The 24,705-nt window shown below is 68.3% G+C and carries 20 protein-coding genes and 3 pseudogenes; 15 read left to right on the forward strand and 8 right to left on the reverse strand.

Annotation, left to right across the window (positions count from 1 at the left end; all coding sequences use genetic code 11):
• The first annotated feature begins 31 nt into the window (after positions 1–31).
• The 5 genes from ku (at position 32) to ACWCP0_RS23230 (ending at position 3,710) form a co-directional block, all read left to right on the forward strand.
• Positions 32–1,051, forward strand: coding sequence for a non-homologous end joining protein Ku (gene ku, locus ACWCP0_RS23210; RefSeq protein WP_451080718.1), 1,020 nt, complete (start codon positions 32–34; stop codon positions 1,049–1,051).
• 187 nt (positions 1,052–1,238) lie between these two features.
• Positions 1,239–1,595: a hypothetical protein gene (locus ACWCP0_RS23215; protein WP_451080719.1), complete on the forward strand. Its 357-nt coding sequence runs from the start codon at positions 1,239–1,241 to the stop codon at positions 1,593–1,595.
• 359 nt (positions 1,596–1,954) lie between these two features.
• The gene (locus ACWCP0_RS23220; RefSeq protein ID WP_451080720.1) at positions 1,955–2,101 is read left to right on the forward strand and encodes a hypothetical protein; all 147 of its coding nucleotides are present in this window, start codon (positions 1,955–1,957) and stop codon (positions 2,099–2,101) included.
• Positions 2,102–2,193: 92 nt separating this feature from the next.
• Entirely contained in the window at positions 2,194–2,940 is a 747-nt protein-coding gene (locus tag ACWCP0_RS23225; protein ID WP_451080721.1) for an amidohydrolase family protein, read from the forward strand.
• Positions 2,937–3,710 (forward strand): amidohydrolase family protein, encoded by a 774-nt coding sequence (locus ACWCP0_RS23230; protein WP_451080722.1) that lies wholly within the window; start codon positions 2,937–2,939, stop codon positions 3,708–3,710. Before ACWCP0_RS23225 ends, ACWCP0_RS23230 begins: the two co-directional genes overlap by 4 nt.
• Positions 3,711–3,740: 30 nt before the next feature.
• On the opposite strand, the gene ACWCP0_RS23235 is transcribed toward ACWCP0_RS23230, so the two are convergent.
• On the reverse strand, positions 3,741–4,553 hold the full coding sequence (locus ACWCP0_RS23235; protein ID WP_451080723.1) for a hypothetical protein: 813 nt from the start codon (positions 4,551–4,553) through the stop codon (positions 3,741–3,743).
• 164 nt (positions 4,554–4,717) lie between these two features.
• Here ACWCP0_RS23235 and ACWCP0_RS23240 point away from each other — a divergent pair.
• Positions 4,718–5,194, forward strand: a pseudogene (locus ACWCP0_RS23240) (excinuclease ABC subunit UvrA); the annotation flags it as partial.
• Positions 5,195–5,575: 381 nt separating this feature from the next.
• Here ACWCP0_RS23240 and ACWCP0_RS23245 read toward each other — a convergent pair.
• The 4 genes from ACWCP0_RS23245 to ACWCP0_RS23260 all read right to left on the reverse strand — a co-directional run bounded on the left by ACWCP0_RS23245 (position 5,576) and on the right by ACWCP0_RS23260 (position 8,375).
• Complete coding sequence (locus ACWCP0_RS23245) at positions 5,576–6,115, reverse strand: hypothetical protein (protein WP_451080724.1); 540 nt, start codon at positions 6,113–6,115, stop codon at positions 5,576–5,578.
• Positions 6,116–7,235: 1,120 nt separating this feature from the next.
• Complete coding sequence (locus tag ACWCP0_RS23250) at positions 7,236–7,541, reverse strand: hypothetical protein (RefSeq protein ID WP_451080725.1); 306 nt, start codon at positions 7,539–7,541, stop codon at positions 7,236–7,238.
• A gap of 7 nt (positions 7,542–7,548) precedes the next feature.
• On the reverse strand, positions 7,549–7,875 hold the full coding sequence (locus ACWCP0_RS23255) for a hypothetical protein (RefSeq protein ID WP_451080726.1): 327 nt from the start codon (positions 7,873–7,875) through the stop codon (positions 7,549–7,551).
• 326 nt (positions 7,876–8,201) lie between these two features.
• A complete protein-coding gene (locus ACWCP0_RS23260) occupies positions 8,202–8,375 on the reverse strand; it encodes a hypothetical protein (RefSeq protein ID WP_451080727.1) in 174 nt (57 codons plus the stop codon).
• A 395-nt stretch (positions 8,376–8,770) separates the two neighbouring features.
• Between ACWCP0_RS23260 and ACWCP0_RS23265 the strand changes: the two are divergent.
• Positions 8,771–9,858: pseudogene (locus ACWCP0_RS23265) on the forward strand (tyrosine-type recombinase/integrase); the annotation flags it as partial.
• Here the strand turns inward: ACWCP0_RS23265 and ACWCP0_RS23270 are convergent.
• A complete protein-coding gene (locus ACWCP0_RS23270; RefSeq protein ID WP_451080728.1) occupies positions 9,810–10,376 on the reverse strand; it encodes an SUKH-4 family immunity protein in 567 nt (188 codons plus the stop codon). The pseudogene ACWCP0_RS23265 and the gene ACWCP0_RS23270 overlap by 49 nt on opposite strands.
• A gap of 103 nt (positions 10,377–10,479) precedes the next feature.
• On the opposite strand from ACWCP0_RS23270, the pseudogene repSA reads away from it, so the two are divergent.
• A pseudogene (gene repSA, locus ACWCP0_RS23275) lies at positions 10,480–11,336 on the forward strand (replication initiator protein RepSA); the annotation flags it as partial.
• A 373-nt stretch (positions 11,337–11,709) separates the two neighbouring features.
• Here the strand turns inward: repSA and ACWCP0_RS23280 are convergent.
• Entirely contained in the window at positions 11,710–12,600 is an 891-nt protein-coding gene (locus tag ACWCP0_RS23280) for a LysR family transcriptional regulator (RefSeq protein WP_451080729.1), read from the reverse strand.
• Between the two features lie 132 nt (positions 12,601–12,732).
• Between ACWCP0_RS23280 and ACWCP0_RS23285 the strand changes: the two genes are divergently transcribed.
• From ACWCP0_RS23285 to ACWCP0_RS23315, 7 genes are all read left to right on the forward strand, one after another.
• Positions 12,733–13,194 (forward strand): hypothetical protein, encoded by a 462-nt coding sequence (locus ACWCP0_RS23285; protein ID WP_099499899.1) that lies wholly within the window; start codon positions 12,733–12,735, stop codon positions 13,192–13,194.
• Positions 13,195–13,254: 60 nt separating this feature from the next.
• Positions 13,255–13,656 (forward strand): nuclear transport factor 2 family protein, encoded by a 402-nt coding sequence (locus ACWCP0_RS23290; protein WP_451080742.1) that lies wholly within the window; start codon positions 13,255–13,257, stop codon positions 13,654–13,656.
• Between the two features lie 181 nt (positions 13,657–13,837).
• A complete protein-coding gene (locus ACWCP0_RS23295) occupies positions 13,838–15,097 on the forward strand; it encodes a zinc-dependent alcohol dehydrogenase family protein (RefSeq protein WP_451080730.1) in 1,260 nt (419 codons plus the stop codon).
• A 210-nt stretch (positions 15,098–15,307) separates the two neighbouring features.
• Entirely contained in the window at positions 15,308–15,754 is a 447-nt protein-coding gene (locus tag ACWCP0_RS23300) for a hypothetical protein (protein WP_451080731.1), read from the forward strand.
• A gap of 1,443 nt (positions 15,755–17,197) precedes the next feature.
• Complete coding sequence (locus ACWCP0_RS23305; protein WP_451080743.1) at positions 17,198–17,419, forward strand: VanZ family protein; 222 nt, start codon at positions 17,198–17,200, stop codon at positions 17,417–17,419.
• Positions 17,420–17,587: 168 nt separating this feature from the next.
• A complete protein-coding gene (locus ACWCP0_RS23310; protein ID WP_451080732.1) occupies positions 17,588–18,718 on the forward strand; it encodes a HupE/UreJ family protein in 1,131 nt (376 codons plus the stop codon).
• Positions 18,719–18,749: 31 nt separating this feature from the next.
• Complete coding sequence (locus ACWCP0_RS23315; RefSeq protein WP_451080733.1) at positions 18,750–23,450, forward strand: outer membrane protein assembly factor BamB family protein; 4,701 nt, start codon at positions 18,750–18,752, stop codon at positions 23,448–23,450.
• Positions 23,451–23,734: 284 nt separating this feature from the next.
• Here ACWCP0_RS23315 and ACWCP0_RS23320 read toward each other — a convergent pair whose 3' ends face one another.
• Complete coding sequence (locus tag ACWCP0_RS23320) at positions 23,735–24,580, reverse strand: alpha/beta fold hydrolase (RefSeq protein WP_451080734.1); 846 nt, start codon at positions 24,578–24,580, stop codon at positions 23,735–23,737.
• Positions 24,581–24,705 lie beyond the last annotated feature (125 nt).

Here is a 24,705-nt window from a genome sequence, read left to right on the forward strand (position 1 = left end):
ACCCGATGAACTCGGATGAAAGGGATGAAACGTGCGATCCATCTGGAACGGCGCGATCTCCTTCGGGCTGGTCAGCATCCCGATCAAGCTGGTGAACGCCACGGAGAGCCGGTCGATCTCCTTCCGCCAGATCCATACGGAGGACGGCGGCCGGATCCGCTACCGCAAGGTCTGCGAGCTTGACGACAAGGAGATCCCGTCGGGGGAGATCGGAAAGGCGTACGAGGACGCGGACGGGACGATGATCCCGATCACGGACGAGGACCTCGCCTCGCTGCCGCTGCCGACGGCGAAGACGATCGACATCGTGGCGTTCGTGCCGGCCTCGGAGATCGATCCGCTCCAGATGGACACGGCGTACTACCTCTCCGCGAACGGGGTGCCGGCCGCCAAGCCGTACACGCTGCTGCGTGAGGCGCTCAAACGGAGCGAAAAGGTCGCCATCGCGAAATTCGCGCTGCGCGGACGGGAGCGGCTCGGGATGCTGCGGGTCGTCGACGACGTCATCGCCATGCACGGGCTGCTCTGGCCGGACGAGATCCGGCAGCCGGAGGGTGTCGCCCCGGATGCCGAGGTCAAGATCCGCGACGCCGAACTCGACCTTGCGGACGCCCTGATGGACACACTCGGCGAGGTCGACATCGAGTCGCTGCACGACGACTACCGCCAGGCGGTCGAGGAACTGATCGCCGCGAAGGCCCAGGGCGTCGAACTGGAACCGGAGCGCGCTCCGGCCGCGGGCGGCGGCAAGGTCATCGACCTCATGGCCGCACTGGAGAGCAGCGTGAAGGCGGCGAAGGAGGCCCGCGGGGGCGAGGGCGAGGAGGTGGCGCGGGCCGCGGAGGCCGCGGAGGTCACGGAGCTCAAGCCCCGCAAGCGGGCGACGAAGGCGGCGGCCAAGAAGACCGCGGCCAAGGCGGCGCCCAAGGAGACGGGCGGGAAGAAGTCCACGGCGACGACGAAGACGGCGGCCGCCAAGTCCACGGCCAAGTCCACGACGAAGAAGACGGCGGCCAAGAAGACCACCCCGCGCAAACGCGCCTCGGCCTGACGTCGCCTCACCCTGCCGCGGAGTGGAAGGTTCCGCGGTGGAGCGGTCGCGCGTCGGCCCAAACGGCCACCTGTGATCGCTACTCCGACCGACCTCACAAGATCGCTCAGTGTCATGAGCAAGGACTCGAGCGATCAAGGGGAGCGGGACGACCCTGCGCACCACTGGCAGATTCTTCACCACGGCGGTGGCCGTCGCGGGCAGCGTGCTCCTTGCGGCCGCACCGGCCGAGGCCGCGCCGTTCTGGCAGACGGTGTCCATCAGCGCGAACTGGAGTTGTGCTCCTACTGTCGTCCACAACGCCAAGGCGGGCGTCGGCTTCCAGCCCTGCCTCGTGCGGAACGCCAACGACGACGCACAGGTCGTGCTGGTGGTCGTGAACAACTCCACCTCGGGCGTCACCATCTCCGGAACGGTCAGCTCCGACTTCGCGGCCGACGGCCGCTGCTCGACGTACAGCCTCGCCGTCGGCGAGCGCCGCGGCTGCTTCGGCCACACCGGGGCCGGTTCCCGACTGCCAGTACGGTGCCGGGATTCCCGATGACGGCGAGCAGTACTACGGAGGCATCGTGCGGCTCACGGTGAATGGTGTCGTCAACTCCCTCACGTCCCCCTCGACGCTGTGTGTGGACCCCACCCTGTGACGACCGCGTCACAGCGCCTGCCCTGGTACCGGTCCGGATCGGACCGGTGCCAGGGCTGTGGGTCGGGTCCGGTGCCCCTCCTGAAGCCCGGGACGGGCTCCGAAGGAGCCCGACACCCCCGTCCGCAGGGCGTAGGGGAGTCGAGGCGCGGGGGTCCTTGCCCCTACCCCCGCCGCAGCAACGCGACCAGCACCGAAGCCAAGTACGCCCCCCGCTCCTCCCACCCGGCAGCGCATCCGGCACCGCATGCGCGAGCTGCGTGTGCCCCAGATGGCTGGTGTACGCGATCCGCTACGTGCACCCGTTCATGGCCCGGCACCGGCTGCGTCGTACGCACCGCGCGCTCGCCCTCGCCGCACCGCCGGCCGCCGAGCGCCTGCACGCGGGTGCGCCACGCGCGACGTGATCGGGCCGGTGCCGTAACGTGCCGCTGGGTGGCCCCGCACGCTCGGTGGGCACGGCGCCGCCCCTGCGGTACCGGACGGCGGAGGGCGGAATGTGACGACCGATCAGTACGGTCCGGCCGAGACAGCCGCGACCATTGTCGACATCAACCGGATCCTCGGGCCCCTGCCCCATGAGGACATCCCCAGCCGGGACGAGACCGGCCTGGTCAGGGAACTGGACCGGCTGGGGATCGACTCGGCGTGCGTCGTCCACTCGCACGCCGTGTACGGCGACCCGCGCGACGGCAACGCACAGCTGGGCCTCATCGACGACAAGCGGCTGCGACCCGTGCCGGTCCTCGTCCCGGGCCCGCTCGGCACGGGCGACATCCCCCACGACGGCGCCGCCCCGCTCGTACGCCTCTGCCCCGACCGGCACGGCTGGAGCATCACCGGACCGCACGCCCTCGACCTGACCGCCGCCCTCGCCCGCGCAGGCACCACCGTGCTCCTCGCCTGGGAGGCCGTCACCGGCGCCGCCGTGCACCGGATCGCCGCCGCCGGCCCCGGCCTGCGGATCGTCCTCACCGGCACCGGCTACCGCAGCCTGCGCGACCTCACCGAACTGCTCGACACCCACCCGTTGCTGTACGTCGACACCTCCACGCTCGCCGGCCACCGCCAGGTGGAGTGGTTCGCCGAGCGGCACGGCGCCCACCGCGTCCTCTTCGGCACCGGCGCCCCGATCACGGACGACGCGGGCCCGCGCCATCTGCTCGACACCCTCGACCTGCCGGCCGGCGACGCGGCCCTCATCGCCGGCGGCAACGCGCTGCGACTGCTGGACGGTGAGGCGTGAACGCGGTCCCGAACGTCATCGACGCACACGGCCACCTGGGCCGCTGGCACGCCTTCGCCATCCCCGACGGCTCCGCCGACAGCCTCGTCGCGATGATGGACCGGTGCGGGGTGGCCACTGCCTGCGTCTCACACCTGCTGGCCGTAGGACCCGACGCCCGCGCCGGGAACGCCCTCCTCCTGGACGCGCTCGACGCCCATCCCGGCCGTCTCCTCGGCTACGCCGTCTACCACCCGCACGACCCCGAGGCCGCACCCCGGCTGCGCGACCTGCTCGACGCACCCGGCGTCATCGGCGTCAAACTCCACCCCGACGTCCACGAGACCGCCCTCGACGACCCCGCCTACACCCCCGCCTTCGAGGCGGCCGCCGACCGCGGCCGTATCGTCCTCGCGCACAGCCAGCACCGCAGCGCCTGGAACGACGCCCGCCACTTCCTCGCCGTCGCCCCGCGCCACCCCACGGTGCCGCTGCTCATGGGCCACTCGGGCTTCACCCCCCATGGCTACGGCCCGGCCGCGGAGGTCGCCACCAACTGCCCCAACCTGGTCCTGGAGACGTGCAGCTCCCGGATGACGGCGCGCCATCTGGCCCGCTTCGTCGCCGAGGTCGGCGCGGACCGAATCGCCTTCGGCTCCGACGCCGTCTTCCTGGACCTGCGGATCGGGCTCGGCCGGGTGCTGCTCGCCGACCTGACCGACAAGGACAAGGAGCAGATCCTGCACGGCACGATGGACCGCTTGTTGAAGGGAGTCACCGGAGCGGACTGAGCGAGGCCGGACGTCCGGCCTCCCGCTGTCTCACCCCATCGCCGAGCGCACCGACTCCACGAACGCCCGCTCGAACCCTTCACGGCTCTTCGCGTCGACGAGATCGAGCGAGAGGTACGGATTGAGGTCCTCCAGCTCGACGAGCAGCAGCCGCCCGTCCTCGTCCCGGCACGCGTCCACCCGCTGGATGCCGTACTCGAGCCCGTTCCACTCCACGAATGCCCGCGCGAACTCCAGGTCCGCCTCGCTCGCCTCGTACCGCTCCAGCTCCCAGCGCCGCTCCGGCCGCGGTGCGTACAGCGCGTACTGGAAGGCGCGGTCGACGAAATAGAACGACACCTCGTAACGGAACCGCACCCGCGGCTGCACGAGCACCTGCCCGAACTCCACCCCGCCCAGCCCGTCCCGCGGCACGAACTCCAGCCCCGCCGAGTCCGCGCCGAGCAACGGCTTCACCACGTACTCGTCGACCTCCGGCAGCCGCGCGAGGTCCGCCGCCCGGTCGGCGGTCGGGATCACGGGATACCCGGCGGAGGACAGCTCGGGCAGATAGCCCTTACCTGCCATGTCGCCCTTGCCGGTCAGCGGGTTGTACACCCGCACGCCCTCGGCACGAGCCCGCTCGCGGAAGGAGTTGTACGCCTTCTGGTGGTTCATCACCGGCCCGCTGTTGCGCACGACGACCAGATCGAACGCGTCCATGAGCGTCTCGGCGTCCCGCGGATGGCACAGCGCGAGGGTGACGTCTTCGCGCAGCCGCGCCGTCAACCGGATGTCCTCGTCGCAGTACCGCCGCCCCCGCGCCTGATACGCCAGGTCCGTCACGTACAGCACCTGTCCCATGTCCCGTCCTTTCGCCGTGCCCGGACATCGGGCCCGGATCGCCGGCCGGGTTGTCGGACGCACGAGGAGAACTGTAGGCCGAAAACAAAGGACCACGACGGGAGCGCCTCGGCGCCGCAACGCTGGAGCGCCGGAAACCGTACGGCTGTACAAGGAGAGCCCGCATGCCCACCGCAGCTGACAGCCACCAGGTGATCCAGATCCGCGGCGCCCGCGAGAACAACCTGGCGAACGTATTGCTCGACCTGCCCAAGCGCAGGCTGACGGTCTTCACCGGAGTCTCCGGTTCCGGCAAGTCCTCGCTCGTCTTCGGCACCATCGCCGCCGAGTCCCAGCGCCTGATCAACGAGACGTACACCGCCTTCATCCAGTCGTTCATGCCGAGCCTCGGCCGACCCGACGTGGACGGACTGCACAACCTCAGCGCGGCGATCGTCGTCGACCAGGAGCGGATGGGTGCCAACTCCCGCTCCACGGTCGGCACCGCCACCGACGCGTACACGATGTTCCGGATCATCTTCAGCCGTCTCGGCACCCCGCACATCGGGACGTCGAGCGCCTTCAGCTTCAACAGCCCGGAAGGCATGTGCCCGCGGTGCGAAGGGCTGGGCCAGATGTCGGACATCGATGTCGATCAGCTGGACGCGGAGCGCGGCGACGAGCCGATCCGGGTGGCCATCGTCTACGGGGCCGGCCACGTCCCGGCGATCGTGTCGGGGTTGGGGGACCGTTACGGGTACCGGCCGCGCGAAGCGGAATGGCTTACCGTCCTTGTCCCGGCGTAGACCGCCGGGCGAAACTGGTTCTGCGCGGCCCGGCAGACGGCGGCATGACGGCAAAGCCGAATGTGCACGGACCAGACTCAGGTGCCGCAATGCCGCCCTGTGCCGGTGGCCGTAGCCTGGTGATCCCAGAGGCGTGGAAGTGCACGATGCCCCGGCCGGTGTGGAGCGGCGCGATTTCGTTTGGCCTGGTCACTTCTCTGAACTTGCTCTTGTTGGGTGTCTCGGACTTGAGGCGTCTTAAATTCGCTGATGGATCAGACGGCAGCGTGGGCCGAGGTGATCGCAGAGCTCGAGGATGAAGGCGTCGCTGAGCGCCGGCCAATTGTTGAAGCGCACAGCGAGGTTGGCAACGTGGATGGCCCATGGGCCGGTCCAGTCGCCCAGGAGCGCGGCGGTGGCGCAGTTCTCGCAGGTCACGAAGGATTCGCCCTGGTCAAGCCAGGGCTTGATCAGCGTGATGTGAGCGTCTTCCTCGAGCAGGGTGGTGCAGTTCGGGCAGGCAGGCGGGGTGTAGTTGCCGCCAGGGTCGTGGATCTGACGTTGGTCGAGGATGTCGATGCCGTCGCCGATGAGGCCGGTCTGTTGGCGGAAGTCGCGAACCGCTGCTGCGGCGGCGGGACCGGGGTGGTACTGACTTGGCCGCCAGAGCGGGTCAGGCTGATCGTTGGGTTGAATGATCTGCTGCTCGAGAAGCCAGGTGGCGGCGGCCGCCGCCCGCGCGGGGGCCTCCTGGGCCGAGACGTTCAGCTCCGCGACGATGATCGCACTGTCGCTCATGGCCGTGATCGTATCGTTGGGATTCCGAGGTCGGTCGTTCCGTGAGGCTGCGACAGACGGTTCATCTGCGCGAGTTTGCCCTGGGCACCGGCGAGGCTGACGTGGAGGCCTTCGACTTCGCCGAGCCGGACCTGGCCATGGCGACACGAACTCACCACCGCATTCCACCGCCTCGCCTCCCTGCCCCGCGAGGCCGGCTGACCAGCAGGCCCCTGCCCGCCCACGACCCGAAGGACTTCGGAGAACCCGGCCATAGCGCCGGACCTCGGCATGCCAAGCAGGCGAAATCGACCAGGCCCGCCATCAAGTTGACCGTGAACCACATCTCACCAGCCCCAACCGAAACGGCGAGGCTACGAGGAGTATCTACTGGCCGCCGTCATCCTTGGCTCGTCTCCGTGCCGGCTTGTGCACATGGTGGCGTTCTGCGGTCACTCGATGGTCGTTGCTCTCTGGTTGGGTGGTCTCGCCATGTGCGCAGCTTCTTCGGATTCCGCTGGCCGAAAGGCGCGGCCTCCCCGGGGAGGTGTCCCCGGGGAGGCGTCCGCGGGGCTGCGCGCCGAGTTCAGCACGTGGGGCGGGGCCTACGCACGCGCAAGGGACGACCTGGATCAACTGGGCCGAGTTGGCCGCCGCCGCATGTGACGCCCGGTGCGGCCGCTTGCTGTGCTCTTGTACCAGGGCCGTCGCTGGCTGCCAAGCCCCGAGACGTCGGGGTGTGACGGACCCGGCGCGGCAGTGTTTACTCGAAATATGGGACACCCGGAGCAGGGGCCAAGGCACGTCGTCCGGAAAGGCCCGGGCTGTGCGGTTCGCGGGACGAGTTCCGTGAGGTGACGGGTCGTCCCACGCCCGATCACTCTTTCACCGAGGAGAATTCTCATGACGCGCACCTCTCGGAAACGACGTCTTACGATGCTTGCCCTTTCAACCGCACTGGCCACAGGTGGCGCACTGCTGCCTACCAGCGCATTTGCCGTGCCTCCGCCGCCACCCGACAGCGTAGCGATGGCGGTGGAGCGGGACGGCAGCACCGACTGGAAGGAAAGGAGTGACGAGAAAGGTTAAAGAAGTCAAAGGATGTGCGCCGCAGCCGCAGCGGCATGTGTGGCAGCGTAGCTCAGTCAGGCAGCCGCTCCTTCATCCGCTGCATCGCATCGGCCGCAAGGCGGGGGAGTTCTGCCTTGTTTTCGGCTGGTCCCGCGACAGCGGCATATAGGACGACTTCGCCCTTCCGGGCTGTCAGGGCGATATAGGAGTAGTTCGCCTTCTTTCCCACTGCGTCGCGGGTCGTCTTGCCCTCCTCGGAAATCACATCATCCAAGCCGGAGACCGGTGGAGCCGGACCCTCGCGGACATCCTCATAGCGGGATTTGGCGATCCGTTGCACAGGGCATCGATGGATCGTGTCTTCGATATCGTCCATGTACGCCTCAGCCGGTGGCCGCGTTCTTGAACGCGCGCGCGTCGGAGATCGCAAGCAGGGTGTCTACGTCACGCTGGGCGGCGCGTTGCAGGGCTACAAGTGTGCCGGGGCGGCTGCCCCGTTCGGTCAGCTCGCAGTCCTTCCGTGCCAACAGTTCTCCCGTGTCGTACTTGTCACCGAGATCGGCAAAGCCAGGGCCCCAGTCAGCGGCTGTCGCAGCTGCACCTGTCACGAGCTGGTGCGCTTCTGCGGGCGACCTGCTCGGAGTACCACCGTTGCTGAGCAGCAGCCCCAGCACGAGCCCTGTCACGACTACCACGCTGGCGATGGCCAAGGTCAGGAATCGCTGCGAGCGCCACCTCGACCTGCGCTGCCTGATGTCAGGAGGGCCGGGGACACCTCCCGGCGGAGGTGTGACGGACAGCGGACCGCTCGGCGGTCCGCCCGGCGGTTGGGAACTCATATATTTCCCCTACCCGCCAGGGGCAAAGGGGCAACAGAGCTTCGCCTACCGGACGAGTGACAATAAGTGAGGGGCCGCGCCGGTCCTACGAATCACGTACCCGGAAGCACCCCCAGCATGACCCAACACGCGCTTGACGAAGGCCATAGAGGCACTCCCCGAGCCCGGACGGTGCGCTTACCTACCTGTTTACCGCGTCAGAAGTTCATCTTTGAATAGGGTGCGATGTGCCAGGGTGCTTCCACTTGAACACCGATTGTCATGCGGCAATGGCCGGCGTAGTTGATCTTTGCTCGGAGGTGACGGGGCGCGAGGTAGCCGATCGGAGAGTGCCTGCGCGCCTGCAGAAGATCCTGATCGGTGAGATTCATGCGTTGCGCTCCGTCGCCCTCAGGTCACTGAGCTTTCCCTTCATGCCCGGCGTGACTGGCCGCCGCGCGTGGGTACAGGAGGGAGCGAACCTTCATTAATCAGGCGCAGAGGCCCCGCCAGTCACTGGCGGGGCCTCTGTCGTGGGTGCCGCTAGTAGCTGGCTTCCGTGCGGCTTATTGAGGTGCTCGCGTACCGAGGCGAGCACCTCAAGCTGTTGTGGACCGCTGAGGTGCTGGAGGTTGGCCGCGAGCCTTGCGACCTCCAATTTGATTCTCTTCGCGGCCCGCTCCTGATAGGGGCGGCCAAGTGCATTACCTCTTTCTGCGCTTCTGCGCTTCTGCGATGTGGCGCAGCACGCCCTCCTCCGTGTATGCCGGCAGGATCGGCTTCACTGCGGCCTGGACGGCCGACCGATGAATTGCTGCGCAAGGCCCTGCGGAACTGGGCCTTTGTCCTCCCCGGCCCGGACGAGCGGGAGCTGCCCGCAGAGATCGGCAACGCCCTCCACTGGGGCATCGCGGCCCTTGTCCGACCTGGCCGACCCGGTGATCGGGCGTGCCGTGCTCGACTCGCTCAAGCGCAAGTTGGACGGCACCGCGGCTGCTGCGGAGACCGTACGGCGGAAGCGACGCACCCTCGTCAACGCCGTTCACTACGCGGTCGACCTGGGGGAGTTCAAGGAGAATCCCCTCACAGCCGTGCGCTGGCAGAAGCCGAAGGTGGCCAGCGAGGTGGACCCCAGGGTCGTGGCCAACCCTGAGCAGGCCCGGTCTCTGCTCACCGCGGTCTCGTATATCGGCGGCTACCGGAGGGCCCGCGGTCGGGGCCTCGTGGGTCTGTTCGCAGGGATGTACTTCGGGGGCTTCCGGCCTGCCGAGGTGGTGGGTCTGGCTGAGCCGGACCTGAAGCTTCCCGCCTCCGGCTGGGGCTCTGCGCTCCTTCATCGGACGCGCCCGAGCGTGGGCAAGCAGTGGACGGACTCCGGCGAGAGCCACGACGACCGCGGGCTGAAGAACCGCCCGAACGAGGATGTCCGTCGGGTGCCCATTCCTCACCAGCTCGTGAGCATCTTCCGCGAGCACATCGACACCTTCGGGACCGCCGACGACGGCCGCCTGTTCTTCAGCGAGAACGGGGGAGTGGTCTCGTCCTCGACCTACTACCGGACCTGGCAGGAAGCCCGCACGCTGGCGCTCCCGCCGGCCGTGGTCGCCTCGCCGCTCGCCCGGCGCCCGTATGACCTGCGGCACTCTGCGCTCTCCACGTGGCTCAACGCCGGGGTGGACGCGACCGAGGTAGCCGAGCGCGGGCAACAGTGTTGAGGTCCTGCTCAGCCGGTACGCGAAGTGGCTCGACGGCAGGCAGGAAGTGGCAAATCGGCGGATCGAAGAACTATTGCGAGAGTACGAGTGGTCCGTGTTGCGCAGCGGTGTCTACCAGAGCCAGCGGCTGAGGAACTCCGCCCAGATGAAGCCGCGGTAGCCCTCGAAAGCGGCTGGGTCGAATTCCTCCAGCTCGGCAGCAAGCTTGTTGAGTTCAGCTAGGACGGCTTCCTCCTCGTGCCAATCCGGATCAAGGAGGAGATCACAGGTGTCGACGCGCAGGCCGTAGTGGTGCAGACATTGCACCCACAAGGTGATCGAGGAGTTGGCGAACCAGGTATCGCCGTCCGGCATGACGTAATAGACGACGCCGGTACCTGGCTCTGCACCGAAGGACGACGTCATGGTCCCTTCCCGCAAGGGGCTCCGCTGCTCGGCCAGCAGATAGAGCAGCTTGCCGTCGCCGGTTCTTAGAGTCGGCTCTGCTTCGGGCTGGAAGCAGACGTGAGAGATCAAGACGTGGTCAACGATCGGCACGCCGACGCTGACGAGGATGGTCTTGTCCTGCTCCGGTAGGTGCCAGCGTGAGACGGTCCTGACGTCTGCCCGCTCGACGTTCCCCTCACCGGCCCAGTCGACCAGATCCTCATGAAGCAGATCCTCGTAGAACAGCGACACGAAGCGCCCCCAACCATCCATTGAGTGGCGGCACCCTACCGCCTGGACCCGTCCGATGGCCTTCGTCGTTCCGGGGACTGACCTGCGTCGACGCAGCAAGATCCTGTTCCGCGCAGGGCTCGCCGGAGACCACCGCCGCGACATCCCCGCCACCGTGCGCGACCACCCTCGCGTCTTCGCCACCCTGACCGCCCCGTCCTTCGGCCCGGTCCACAACCGCCCTGACCACGGCGCCTGTCGGTGCGGCACCCGCCACACTGCTGACGATCCCGCCCTCGGCACGGCCCTGGACTCGGCCACGTACGACTACGCGGGCGCCGTCCTCTTCAACAACCACGCCGGACAGCTGTGGATGAGGTTCACCACCCGCCTCCGCCGCGAGATCGCTGCCCGCGCCGGACTCACCCGCCGTGAACTTCCAGACCACGCCAGCCTGTCGTACGGCAAGGTCGCCGAGTTCCAAAAGCGAGGCGCCGTGCACTTCCACGCCGTCATCCGCATCGACGGCCCGACGGACCGGACACCCCGCCCCCGGCCTGGGCAACGGTCGAACTCCTCACCGACGCGATCCGCGCCGCCGTAGCGCACTCCTACACCTCGGTCTCGGTGCCGGCCGCTGGCGACCAGCACGCCCGCACCTTCCGCTGGGGCACCCAGCTCGACGTCCGCCCCGTGAAGGCCTTCGGCGACGGCTCCGACATCACCGAACAGGCCGTCGCCGCCTACGTCGCCAAATACGCCACCAAAGCCGCCGAGACCACCGGCACCCTCGACCGCCGCATCGGCGAACTCTCCGAACTCGACCGCCACGGCGTCCCCGACCACGCACGCCGCCGCATCGAAGCCTGCAAGCTACTCGACCCCCTGTACCCCGACCGCCGCATGTGGGCCTGGGCCCACATGCTCGGCTTTTGCGGCCACTTCCCCACCAAGTCCCGCCAGTACTCCACCATCCTCGGGGTCGCACTGGCCTTCCTGGCCGCCGGCACAGCCTCGGCACAGCCCCGGCCCGGCCCGCCGGCCCGAACCGCCCTGCCCGCAGCCGCGAGCCGATACACCTGACCATCCCGGAGATCCGCTACTTGCTCGCAGCCTCGTTCACCCCACTGACGTCCCCCACCAGGCTGCTGAACTGGTCAAACTGGCGCACGCACCCCGCACATAGATCACGAAGGCGCACTGGAGTATTAGGTTCGCCGTGTTGCAGACGTTGCAGAGACGATCGCTCCTGGGATGCCTCGTGGCCTGCCATTAGGTCCCGGCCCACCATGCCTCGACACACCGTCAGACGTCCGCCCAACCGGCAACGTGACAACGCCCTCCGAGGCGATGCTCACCCTTGCCAGAGGAACTCGTGCGCCATCGCGATCATGGCACGTGCCGCAGCACCGGGCGTGCGCTCGGACGGAGCGGCCAGGGAAAACTGCCATTCCAGGTCGGCGTCGTCGACGGTCAGCGTGGCGACGTCCTGTCCCTTGCCGAGGGCGACCCGTGGCAGCAGCGCCACGCCCAGGCCGTTTCGGACGTAGGCCACGCCGGTAGTGAGGTCGGTGATCTCGATGGTGACGCGATGGGGGACGGAGGCAGCGGCGAAGGCCCGGTCGGCAACGGTCCGGTTGCTGTAGCCCGCGGGGAAGTCGACGAAGTCCAGGCCGGCCAGTTCGGTGATCGACACGGTGCGGCGTTTCGCGAGCGGATGGGCGGCCGGCACGACGAGGTCGAGCACCGAGGTGGCGAGGGCGGTCAGCGTGATGCCTGTCGGGCGCGGTCCGGGCCCCGAAACGAAGGCGAGGTCGAGCCGCCGTTCGAGGAGGGCTTCGACCAGGCCCTGGGAGCCGGAGGGGGCGGCGCTGGTCTGCAGGAACACGCCGGGATGACGCCGGTGGAATTCACCGAGGAACACGGGAAGGTCGATGAGCCCAACCGTGGTTATCGCGCCCAGCCGCAGTGTGCCGCGCAGTCCGCCGCGGACCTCGCCCACCGCGTCTGCGGCCTCCCGGGCGGCGTCGAGAGCGGCATGGGCGCGCGGTAGCAGGGCAGCACCGGCATCGGTGAGCAGCACGCGTTTGGGGGTGCGTTCCAGCAGCGGCGTGCGGAGTTCTCGCTCGAGGTTCTTGATTGTGGTGGAGACCGCGGACTGGACGACGTGCAGTCGTGCGGCGGCACGGGTGAAGTTCGCTTCCTCGGCGACGGCGACGAAGTACTCGAGCTGGCGCAGTTCCACCCTCCGAGTATCCCTCAGCGAGCCCCCAAGGTATCTCTCAACGAGATGGCGGCAGTCTCTGACTTTCGTTGGACCGCGCCTGTTGCGTCCAGCCATTCTGTTGGAAGTTCAACCGATACAGGAGGCTGAAAGATGACCTACAAGACGCCACCGACATATCTGGGCAGCGGCGACCCGGCGCGGCAGCGCAAGGACTACTACCCCCCTTGGCTGGACAATCTTGCCGACGATGTGACGCTGGAGGCCGGGGTCTTCAACGGGACCATCCACGGAGCCAAGGACGTTTTCGCGATACTGTCCTACGCGCGCACTCTGTACGAATTCCAGGACTTCATCTACATCGGTAAGTACGGAGAGAATGGCTTCGTCGAGGACTACGCAGCGACGGTGGACGGTAGGCCGATCGCGAACATCGCTGTCGTCTATAAGAACGAAGAGGGGAAGACACAACATCTTGTGATGAACCACCGTCCGCTGCCGATGCTCCAGTACTTCTCCCGGAAGCTGGGCGAGCACTTCGCTGGGACAGAGTACGCGAAGTACTGTGCCGACCCGTCGGCGGGTACCGACCCGTCGGATGCCGACCGCGGCTGAACGGAGTCCAACTCATTTCTGCTGCGATCTGGAGGAAACGTGTCGCGCAATCAGGCAATCGTGGACGCTTGCTGGCGAGCATATTCCGGATTCGAGGAGAACGATTCCTCGGACCTGGTGGCCCTAATGTCGCCCGAGGTGACTTTCAACTTCCCCACCTCCCTGCCTTATGGCGGGACATTCCATGGGCCTGAAGGGTTTCTCGCCTTCTACCGGGATATCTACGATCACTACTACGAGACCTTCAACTACGACGCGCACACGGTGCTCGATGCCGGGTCGCACGTGGTCGTTCCCGTCAGGGCTAGGGCGAAGGCGAAGACTGGCCGCACCATGGAGAACGAACACTGTCTGCTGTTCACCGTGAACGACGGACTGATCGTCGAGGCCCGACTGTACGCGGACACCGCCAAGGGGCGTGACTCGATCGACGGCCTCCAGGTGTACCCGGCGGCCTCCTGAGCCCTGAACCGGCGCAGCGGGCATTCGCGCCACGCGGCATTGTCCGCCGCCGGGAATCTTTCCCGGGCCGGGCGTAGCGATCCCGAAATGACAGATTCATAATCTGAATTTCGAGTAGTGCCCTGCGGCGAGCGGTCCTGATCACGGACCTCAGCAGGTCGCACGAACCCAGCTCGCTCACATGATCATGCTGGGCGAGTCGGTAAAGGCCCAGAGGGGGCCTGACGCCGATGACGCACTGCGCACGGGCCTGCTCCGTCGAGAAAGAAAGGTCCGGAGCCTGGGCGCCGACGAGGATGCCGCCACCGGCATTGTTCCTGTCCAGAACGCCCGCCGAGTTCGTCGGGCGCTGAGAGACGAAAGGTCACTCATGCCACAATCGATGCGCGCGCTCGTAGCCGGAAGGGTCGGCGAGCCTACCGATGTCCTGCGGCTGGAATCCCGGCCTGTTCCCACGCCAGAAGCCGGTCAGGCGTTGATCCGCGTGAAGGCGACTCCGATTCACGCCAGTGATCTGCACGTGCTGCGTGGCCGCTACGGTTTCTCCCCCGAGTTTCCCACTGTCGGTGGTCACATGGAATGCGTGGGCCGTATCGAGGCCCTGGGCCCGGATACCGAGGGACTGAAGATCGGCGAGCGCGTGGTGGCCGTTGCTGTCCCGGCGATACCCGGGCCGCATGTGGCCGGCACTTGGCAGGAATACCTTGTTGCCGATACACGAAGGCTCCTGCCGGTCCCCGATCATCTGAGCGACTCCGACGCCTGTCAGCTCGCCGTCAACCCGTTGACCGCGCTGCTACTGGTGACTCGCGAACTCGACGTACGGCCGGGTGAATGGTTGTTGCAGACGGCTGCGGGCTCCACCGTCGGCCGGCTCGTCATTCAGCTGGCCAGGCATCTGGGTATTCGCACGATCAATGTCGTGCGGCGGCGCGATGCCGTCGAGGAGATCAAGGCGCTTGGTGGTGACGAGGTCATTTGCACCGAGGACGAGGACCTGTTGCAGCGTGTGGCCGAGATTGCAGGACCGGCCGGCGTGCGCAAGGCCATCGACTGTGTCGCGGGCCAGGTGGGTGCCCAGGTATCCCAGGCATTGGCTCCGGGAGGAGAGGTCGTGGTCTACGGCGCGCTCTCCACCCATCGGCAGACTGACCCGGCAGCGCTGACGATCCCGCTGCAGGCACGCTCGGTCATCTACGAGACCAAAGCAGTCCGTGGCTTCTGGCTGAACCGCTGGTTCGGCACTGCCTCGCCTGCGGATGCGCTGCGCGCGCTGTCCGAGGTTCGCAGTCTCGTCGCTGATGAAGTGCTGAGCATCCCCCAGGGCCAGCCGTTCCCACTCGAACGCTTCACAGAAGCCATCGCGCTCGCCGAAACACCCGCACGTGGCGCCAAGCCATTTTTCGTCTTCGAAGACGGCCGGGACGAGGACGACAGGTAGGACGCGGCCCGGCCGGTGCGGCTGCGGCGGGGCAAGGCCGACGACGCCCGCGGCGCCGCCCAGCTCGGGCAGACCGCACCGCTCGGTCCGCCGGACAGGTGCATCAGGCCGGCGTCCGCGATCAGGTTCGGCTCGTCGAACGCGTTATTTCGTTTGACTCGTCAGGGCCGCTCCCAGCAGGAGCCGGCCCCTTGCTGGGAAGGCTGGAAGATGGCTGACAAGACGAAACCGATGTATCTGGGCAGCGGCGACCCGGCGCGGCAGCGCACGGACTATTACCCCCCTTGGCTGGACAACCTTGCCGACGATGTGACGATGGAGGGCTCGGTACTGAACGGGGTCGTGCGGGGGGCGGAGGACGTTCGCACGGTGCTGTCCTATGCGCGCACTCTGTACGAGTACCAGGACTTCATCTACATCGGCGGGTACGGAGAGAACGACTTTGTCGAGGACTACACGTCGACGGTGGGCGGTGAGCCGATTGCAAACATCGCTGTCGTCTACAGGAACGCAGAGGGACTGACGCAACATCTCGTGGTGAACCACCGTCCGCTGTCGTCGGTCCTGCTCTTCTCTCGGCTGTTGGGCGAGCACTTTGCTGGGACGCGGTACGCCCAGTACTTCGCTGCCCCGTCGGTCGCTGCAGACCGCGGCTGAAGGAGCTTTCATGCCCACGACATGACGGGGCCTCATGGTCACCGGAACCGGTGACGTCCTCCGGGACACCGTTGATGGCGCACGTCTCGGAGCGGTCGGGCGCGGCATGACGCCACGCCGGCCGGGTTCAGGCAGGGCTCCGATGACCTGGGCCGATGCACCAAGATCCTGTCCACGCATACTCCACAGACGGCGTCATAGGGCCGCTCAGGGCCGCATACGGCTGCACAAACACGAAGACCCGGCCTCAGCGTTTCCGCTGGTGACGGGTCTTTGGCACCTCAAACAGGGTGCCCCCGGCAGGATTCGAACCTGCGCACACGGCTCCGGAGGGCACGCCGCCCGCAGCGCATTCAGCACCCCTGAGCTGCACGAACGAACATCCAGGGGTTTGGAAGCGCCGGACTTACTCGCTGCTCACTCGGACAGCTCCTGAACGTACGCGGTGCTCCGTGAAGTGGGCCGTGGTGGTCGCGCGGTGAGACGGTCTGCCGTGTCAGCCCCTGGAGGGACTGGAGGTGCCTCCGACGCCTGCGAGCCACGCGGTTCGGCTTCGCCGATCGGCTGCACCCCCGCGGTGTTGCAGCCATCTGTGACCGGAGAGCCCGGACAGTCGTAGTGATGGTCACTTCTCTGAACGGTCAACCTTTTGCACGCCCTGGGTCGCGTGGTGGACACCACCGACCGCACGCTCACCGTGACCGAGACACTGAAGATCATCAGGGATGAGATCCCCACTCTCCAGGAGCTGAACGAGGACCACATCCGAGGGGTCGTCCAAAACACTCGCCACGACCAGCGGACAATCCAGCGCACCACACCGGGACACTTCGAAGGTGACATCCTGCACTTCCCCGCAACGGAGAGCGGGTTCCCCCCAGGGGCAGTCCTCGAGCGGTGGAGGCCGGCTTCACCGGGCGCCTGCAGGCCCATCCCGTCGCCTCCACTCATATCGGTATGGCCCAGCCCCGGCCCCTGAGCCAGGTGGGGGCAGTGCTGGCCGCCGTCTTGGCGCGACGTTCGCGGTGACGCGCGGGCCCACGCGCGAGATCGCGCGTGGGCCCCGATCAGACGCCTTGTACCAGGCCGTGCTGTTCCTCCCCTCTACCGATCCTGTGCGACTCTGTCGCCCGATCCTGGAAGGACACGAGCCGATCACCGCGTCCTGCGTCTTTGTGCGTTCCCGCTTGCGGCGGGGCGCCGGTTTCTGCAGTCGACGGAATCGGACGACAGAGTCTTGCGGGTGCCGATACATCATCCAGCCTGGTCAGGCGGCATGTTGCTACTCGTGCAGGGTTCCGCCGAGTCGGTCTCGTCGGCGGACCTCCAGGTGTCTGATCTTCCCTGGTGCGTTGATCGTGTGCGGGAGTGGTCGGAGCGGAGAGGCTTGGCCCGGTCCACGACGAATAGGACAACGTCAACCGGGCGCTCGGGATCGTCGACATCGTCGGGAACGTCGCGATGTTCGTCCCCGTGGGATGGCTGCTGCGCGTGGTGCTGCCGCAGGCGGGGGCGGTGGTCGCGGCGGGTGCGGGCCTGTTGCTGCTCATCGGGCTCGGCCAGTTGCTGTTGAGCCGCGCCGCCGACGTCACCGACGTCATGCTCACCTCGTGCGGGTGGGCCCTGGGCGCCGGGCTCACCCGGCTTCGTACGCGGGCCTCGTAGCCGGGCCCAAAAGCCCGGCTTTCGACGCCCAGAAACCCGGCTTTCTGCTGGTGGGTGACCGGCAGTGGAAGGGTCGGTGAACTGGGTCATCTCTAGTTGCCGGGTGTGGTGCGAGCACTGCAGGGTTGGGGCCGACCGCCGTTCCCCTCACCACGGAAGTGCTCGACTGTGCGTCTGCTGACGTTTCTCGTCGCCCTTGTTGCCGTTCTCTTCGTCGCCCCTCCGGCGCAGGCACACGTCCGTGAGACCTCGGTCGTGGTCGACCTGCGCAGCCAGGGCGACGGCGTCGCGGCCGTCGTCGACGTGGAGTACGACGTCCTCGCCCGGCTGCTGAGCCTCGACGGTGTCCTGAGCCCGGACGCGGCCGGCGCGGACGGCACGGCCGCCGAGGTGCCGACCGGGGTGCGGCGCAGTTCGCTGGACGCGCACGCGAGCGACGTGGCGGCGTACGTCGGCGAGCGGCTGCGGCTGAGCCGCGGCTCGATCGGGTGCACCGCTGCGGACGGTGCCCGCGTCGAACTCGCCGACTCCGGCGCGGCGCGGGTCGCGCTCGCCTACGACTGCCCGGCGTCAGGGGCGCTCACCGTCCGCAGTGACATCTTCCGCCCCTCCGACGGCGTCATCGACGGCACCACCACGAAGGTGGTCTACGACATCGATGGCAGCCGCGGTTCGACGCTGCTCGACACCGCCCGCACCAGCGTCACGGTGGGGCACACCGATCTGCTCAGTGAGATCCCGCGGTTCGTCAAGCTCGGGGCAGAGCACCTGTACTTCGGGCTCGACCATGTGCTGTTCCTGCTGGCGCTGCTGCTGGGCGCGAAGCGGCTGCGCGACGTCGTCGGGGTCGTCACGGCCTTCACGGTCGCGCACTCGGTGACCCTGGTGCCGGCCGCGATCGGCTGGGTCAGCGTGCCCGGGTGGATCGTCGAGCCGCTCATCGCGCTGTCGATCGCGTTCGTCGCGCTCGACAACCTGCTCTCGACGAGTACGAGGCACCGGCTGCCCGTGGTCTTCGGCTTCGGGCTGCTGCACGGGCTGGGCTTCGCGGGCGCGCTCAGCATCGACGGGCCGCTGTCGGTTTCGATGCTGGCCAACCTGGTCGCCTTCAACGTCGGCATCGAACTCGCCCAGTTGACCATTATCGCGCTCGCCTTCCCGGCGCTGCTGTTCCTGCGCAGGGCCGCGACCACGCCGGTCGCCGCTCGCGCCCTCACGCTCGGCACCGTCGCGGCGACCGTCGTCGTCGCAGGTGCCGGTCTGGTCTGGTTCGTCGAACGTTCCCCGCTCCTGACCTGACACCCACCTCCCCGCACCCTCAAGGATCCCGATGTCCGTGTTCACCTGGACACGCGCGCACATGCGCGCTGTCCTGTACACCACCATGCTGGGGCTCGCCTCCAGTGTGGTGGCGGGCCCGCTTACGCTGTACGCGGCGACCGCCATCGACCCGCCGGAGGCCACCGTCAGCGGCGTCGCGTACGTCGACGCCAACGGCGACGGCCAGCGCAGCTCCGACGAGGCCGGCCTGGCCGGTGTGCGCGTCTCCGACGGCACGGTCACCACCACGACCGCCGCCGACGGCTCCTACTCGCTGACGATCTCCACCGACCGTCGTAAGACGGACATCGTGTGGGCCGGCCAGCCGCGGGGCTACCGGTTCGGCCTGGACCAGTACAAGGAGCCGAGGTTCTGGGCGAACCTCGGCCAGCTCGCCGACGACGCCACGCCGACCGCGGACTTCGCGCTCGTCCGTGACGAACTCTCCGACGGCGACACCTTCTCCTGGGCCAACATCGCCGACCCGCACGTCAACGCACAGCTGCCCGACCAGATACGCGAGATCAACTCCACGGGCACCGACCTGCGGTTCATCGCGGTCAGCGGCGACCTCACCAACGACGCCAGCCAGGGGCAGTTCGACACGTACCGTCGCGGCACCCAGCACTCGGACGTCGGCGTCTGGCCGGCCGTCGGCAACCACGAGTATGCGGGCGGGTCGGCGTACGCGGACAAGATCGACAACTATCGCAAGAACGTCGGTCCGGAGTGGTACTCGTTCAACTACGGCAACCGGCACTTCGTGGTGCTCGAGAACAACGGCTCGGCGCCGTTCGACGAGGAGCTGAACTGGCTCAAGGACGACCTCGCCGCGAGCGTTCCGCTCGACGACGACCCGGCCAACGACATCGAGGTCGTCGTCCTCACCCACCAGCCGATGAACGTCCCGTTCGGCTCGCCGTCGACGTACGACGCCTTCGGTGAGGTGCTCGAGCAGTACAAGGCGCAGCTGATCCTGGTCGGCCACGAGCACTCCAACCACGTCGAGAACAAATCGGCGTTCGCCTCGACCGCCAAGCACATCCAGACCGTGTCGAGCTCCTACACGATCGACAACGCGCCCCGCGGCTTCCGCTACATCCACATGGCGGGTCCGGGCTTCGAGAACCCGTTCCGGATGTACGGCGAGAACGAGCACCTCACCATCGTCAGCCCCGCGCCGGGCTCGAAGGTGCCGGCCGCGAAGTTCCCGGGCATCCAGATCAACGCCTACGACACCGGCGACGAGGTCGTCTCGGCGCGCTACCGGATCGCCGGCGACAAGAACTGGAGGCCGCTGCACCGCAGCGGCGAGTTCACCTGGCAGGGCAACCTGCCCGACAGCCTGCAGACGGCCGGTGAGCACAACGTCGAGGTGAAGGTGACCGACGCGGCGGGCAAGACCTGGACCAAGTCGGCGGACTTCACCCTCACCGACGAGCCGGCGCTCGAGCCGGTCGCCGGCGGTGACTGGGACCAGCACCACGGCAACGAGGGCCACTCCGGTGTCGCGCCGGAGCAGGAGGCCGGCCGCCGCCTGGCCTGGAGCTTCCGCACCGACGGCACCTTCCTCACCGGGTCGCCGGTCATCCACGACGGCGTCGTCTACGCGGGCACCCGCGACGAGAACGGCGACGGCAACAACCGGATCCACGCCGTCCAGCTCAAGAACGGCAAGGAGCTGTGGAACTTGGAGGTGCCGCAGTCGATCCACGGCAGCCTCGCCTACGGTGACGGCCTGATCTTCGCGCCGACCCTCGGCTCGGAGCTCTATGCCGTGGACGCGAAGACCGGCGAGCTGCGCTGGAAGGCCGAGCCCGAGGAGGCGCCGGCCCCGAACAACCAGCGCACCTACGGCTACTACTCGCCGGCCGTCTCCGGACACACGGTGCTCTGGCCCTACCAGACCCGCTTCGGCATCGGCAGCCAGGGCGTCCTCAAGGCGCTCGACACCCGCACCGGCGAGCAGATCTGGGCTTCCCCGATGTCCGGCGCGACCATGAGCGACGGCACGCCCGCCGTCATGGACGGCACCGTGTACGTCGGCAACCAGACCGCCGACCGCGTGCTCGCCTACGACCTGGCCACCGGCGCCCGCAAGTGGACCGGAGCCGAGTCGCTCGGCGGCTGGCAGGACGGCGTGCCGACCGCGGCCGAGGGCAAGGTCTTCATCGGCTCCAACAACGGTATCGCCGCCCGTGACGGCAAGACCGGCGCGACGCTGTGGACCTACCGGAGCCCGCGTTCCTCGCTCGTCTCGAGCGGCTCGACCCCGAGCGCCGCGGCCGTCAAGGACGGCGTCGTCTACATGGGCTTCCCGAGCGGCGCCGTCGTCGCCCTCGACGCCCAGACCGGCAACGTCCTCTGGGAGCGCGTGCTGCCCGGCGACATCTACCACGGTGGCGTGATGTCCAGCCCGGTCGTGGCCGGTGGCACGCTCTTCGTCGGCGCCAACAACGGCAAGTTCTACGCCCTGGCCACCGACACCGGCCAGATCCTGTGGAACCACGAGACCGGCACCTGGGTCGGCGCCGGCCCGGCCGTCAGCGGCAACACCGTCGTTGCGGGCGCCTGGGACGGCAACCTCTACGCCTACGTGCCGGGCGGCGAGTCCGCGCAGCGCTGGGCGACCGTGACCGGTACGGTCAGCGACCCGGAGACGGGCGATCCGATCGCCGGCGCGAAGGTCACCGCCGTCGCCGCCGGTCAGGACCCCGCGGTGACCAGCACCGACGCCCAGGGCAAGTACCGCATCGGCGTGCCGGCTTCGACCTGGACCGTCTCGGCGGCCAAGCGCGGCCTGATCGCCGACGACCGCTCGGCGGCCGGCGTCACGGTCGGCACCACCGGCAACGAGACGGCCGACCTGAAGCTGATCAAGGTGACCCACCCGGTCGCCGGCAAGTCGACGTACGCGCCGGACTACGGCAACGGCAGCACGCGCACCGACGTCGTCACGGGCAGGGAGTACTACTACCTGGCCAACGACAAGGTCCGGGCGTCCGTGACGCCGTACACCGGCGGCAACAACGGCGTCGGCGGTCTGGGCCAGGGCGAGCTGTCGGACGTCATGCTCAACGACGCCAACGGCGCCGAGACCCTCGACTGGGGCGAGATGCTGCTGCGTCCGAGCCTCACGCCGCCCGATTCGTGGGACCGGCCGGGCGACCAGATCGACCTGCCCGACCTCGCGGTCGACGGCGCGGCCGTGGTCGGCAACGGTCAGCACCGGGGGAACGGGGCCATCAAGGCGCAGGTCCGCTACGAGACCCTGCCCGACGCTCCCGTCGTGAAGATGACGGTCAAGCTGACCAACACCGGCACCACGGGCTACCAGGGCTACTTCAACTACATGATCGACCCCGACAGCTCGGTCGACAACGGCCGGATCCCCGGGTTCAGCGGCACCAACCCGGGTCTGAAGACCTCGGGCTGGACCGGGAACTACGTCTACGTCGGTGCTGACACGGCCACCACGAACGGCCAGGCCGCCCACGGTCTCGCCTGGGCACAGGACAGGCCGGCCGCGGTCGGTGCGTACGGCTACATCGAGGGTCTCTACTACGACGCCACGATGGAGCCCGGTGCCACCAAGCAGTTCAGCTTCTACCACCTGACCGACTACGCGACCGCCGGTGGCGACCCCACCCGCAACATCGCGAAGTGGGCCGACGAGATCGACCTGCACGACGAGGCCGTCCCGGACGCCGCTCGCGCGGCCGGCACGATCACCGCGGACGGCGCCGCCGTCTCCGGTGCCAGGGTCGCCCTCGAGCAGGACGGCAAGGTGGTCGCGACCACGAGCACCGACGCCCAGGGCAAGTACCGTGTCAAGGCCCCGGCCGGTCAGTACGACGTCCGGGTGTCCAAGCTGGGCTACCAGACGGCCGCCGACAAGGTCACCGTGCCGGCGGCGGGCAGCGGCGTCGCCGACGTCGCGCTGAGCCCGGTCAAGGTCGAGGCGAGTTACGGCAAGCAGATCGGCTCGGGTCTGGTCGAGGCAGGCCACGGCGACGTCATGCTCGAGAACGACAAGCTCTCGATGGCGATCGCCGATGCCTTCAACGACTCGCAGCTCTCCGGCAGCACTCGCGGCAAGCCGGTCGACATCGCCGTCCGCGGCATGGCCGACCAGTTCGACTGGATCAACCTGCCCTACGTCTCGGCGACCCAGCCGACCGGCGGTAACGCGTGGGACGTCCGGACGGTGGGGGCGACCGACGTCAAGATCGTCCAGGCGACCGGCGACAAGGCCGTCGTCCGGGTATCCGGGCCGGTCAATGGCTTCACGGGTCTGACGGCGACGACGACGTACACGCTGAAGCCGGGCGACAACTTCGCCACGGTCTCGACGGAGCTGAGCAACTCCGGCTCGGCTCCCCTCAGCGTGTGGACCGGTGACGCGATGGACCACGACGCGGCCGGCCAGGCCAGTGTCATCCCGGGCACCGGCATCGTCGCGCCGGGTGCGACGGCGGCGTACACCCCGACCAAGCCGTACATCGGCATGACCGGGACCGACCCGCAGGTGTTCGGTCTCGTCTACGGCACGCCGGCCGGCGCCTTCGACGTCTACGCCGCGGGCAACTGGGTGATGAGCCGATTCAACGTCGACGTGCCGGCGGGCGGTTCCTACACCCTCACCCGCAAGCTCGTCGTCACCCCGGGCACCGACGCGGTGGGCATCCTCGACGAGGTCCCCGCGCCGTAACTCACACCCACCCCACCACACGGGGCCGGCCCGGACTCCTACCGGGCCGGCCCCGTGCGCCGATCCGCCATAACAACGCGGCGGGTCGCGTCAGGTGGACTGCACCACCACGACGGTGCGCGGGCCGACCGTGATCGACTGCCTCGCGGCCGGCGGCGTTCCCCACGCCGAGGGCGGCGTCGGCCGACAGCAGGAAGAACCCGGGCTGGGCCCAGTCGATCGGTCGTGTCCCAGCCGCATGCCGTCAGCCGCCGGTTGCACCTGCCGCGTCGCGCCTCGACCGGCTATGCGGCGAGTGTCGCCAGCGTCTGCTCGGGTGCGGTGAGGATCGAGAAGTGGCCTTGGCCGGGATGGATGTGAAGGCGTGCGCCCGGTATCGCGGCGGCGAAGCGGCGGGCGTGCTGGAGGGGGACGGTGGTGTCGGCGTCCCCGTGGTGGATCGACGTGGGCACCCTGATCGACTCGAGGTCGAAACCCCAGGGTCGGGTCAGCACGCGCAGATCCTGCCCGACTCCCCAGCTGCCGCGGTGGAACGCTCGCAGGTAGTTGGCCAGGAAGGCCGCGCGTGCGTCCGACTGGGCGAGGGCACGCCGGTCGCCGGCGGGCATCTCGCTGGTCGCCAGGCGAAGGAACAGCCCTGGTGCCCGGCGCGCCAGCGTGGCCAGGCGGCCCAGAAACCAGCCACCGAAGGCCGGAGCGTGCCGGGCGATCTGCAAGGACGCGCGCTGCCCGGCTGCCATCCCGCGGGTGGGCCAGGCAGGCGGGCCCAGGGGCGCGATGAGCAGCAGGCTGCGGACGCGGTCAGGCAGCTCGGACGCGCAGGCGGCCGCGAACGCTCCGCCGCCCGAGACGCCGAGCAGCGCCACCGAGCCGACGTCCAACGCGTCCAGGACCAGGGTGGCTTCCGCAGCCCAGTCCACTACCCGCGGCAGGCGACGGGCGTCAGTGTCGCCGATGCCGGGGCGATCCGGGGCGATGAGGCGCAGTCCGAGGGCGTGGGCCGCGCCCGCGAAGCCGTACGCGGCCAGCCGGGAGTCGGCCAACCCGTGGCAGAACAGCACCGCAGGCGCGTCCGGCTCACCCACCACCTCGACCGCGATCACCCCGCCGTCGGCTCGACGCAGTTCCACTCTCATATCGTCTCCCATGACCTTGATCTGAGACGCCATCCGCTTTCCGAACGTGATCGTTTAGTTCGAGTGGGTGGGCATGAACTCCTTTTCGTGGCGGGAGAGATGGGCGTGGTTCGTCCGCT

The sequence above is a fragment of the Streptomyces sp. NPDC001970 genome (assembly GCF_053594115.1).

Excerpts from the sequence above, each read along its gene's own strand:
- ACWCP0_RS23235 (WP_451080723.1), bottom strand. The coding sequence starts at position 4,553 with ATGGGACAGGTGCTGTACGTGACGGACCTGGCGTATCAGGCGCGGGGG.
- ACWCP0_RS23245 (WP_451080724.1), bottom strand. The coding sequence starts at position 6,115 with ATGAGCGACAGTGCGATCATCGTCGCGGAGCTGAACGTCTCGGCCCAG.
- ACWCP0_RS23250 (WP_451080725.1), bottom strand. The coding sequence starts at position 7,541 with ATGGACGATATCGAAGACACGATCCATCGATGCCCTGTGCAACGGATC.
- ACWCP0_RS23260 (WP_451080727.1), bottom strand. The coding sequence starts at position 8,375 with ATGAATCTCACCGATCAGGATCTTCTGCAGGCGCGCAGGCACTCTCCG.
- ACWCP0_RS23285 (WP_099499899.1), top strand. The coding sequence starts at position 12,733 with ATGACCTACAAGACGCCACCGACATATCTGGGCAGCGGCGACCCGGCG.
- ACWCP0_RS23295 (WP_451080730.1), top strand. The coding sequence starts at position 13,838 with ATGATCATGCTGGGCGAGTCGGTAAAGGCCCAGAGGGGGCCTGACGCC.
- ACWCP0_RS23300 (WP_451080731.1), top strand. The coding sequence starts at position 15,308 with ATGGCTGACAAGACGAAACCGATGTATCTGGGCAGCGGCGACCCGGCG.
- ACWCP0_RS23315 (WP_451080733.1), top strand. The coding sequence starts at position 18,750 with ATGTCCGTGTTCACCTGGACACGCGCGCACATGCGCGCTGTCCTGTAC.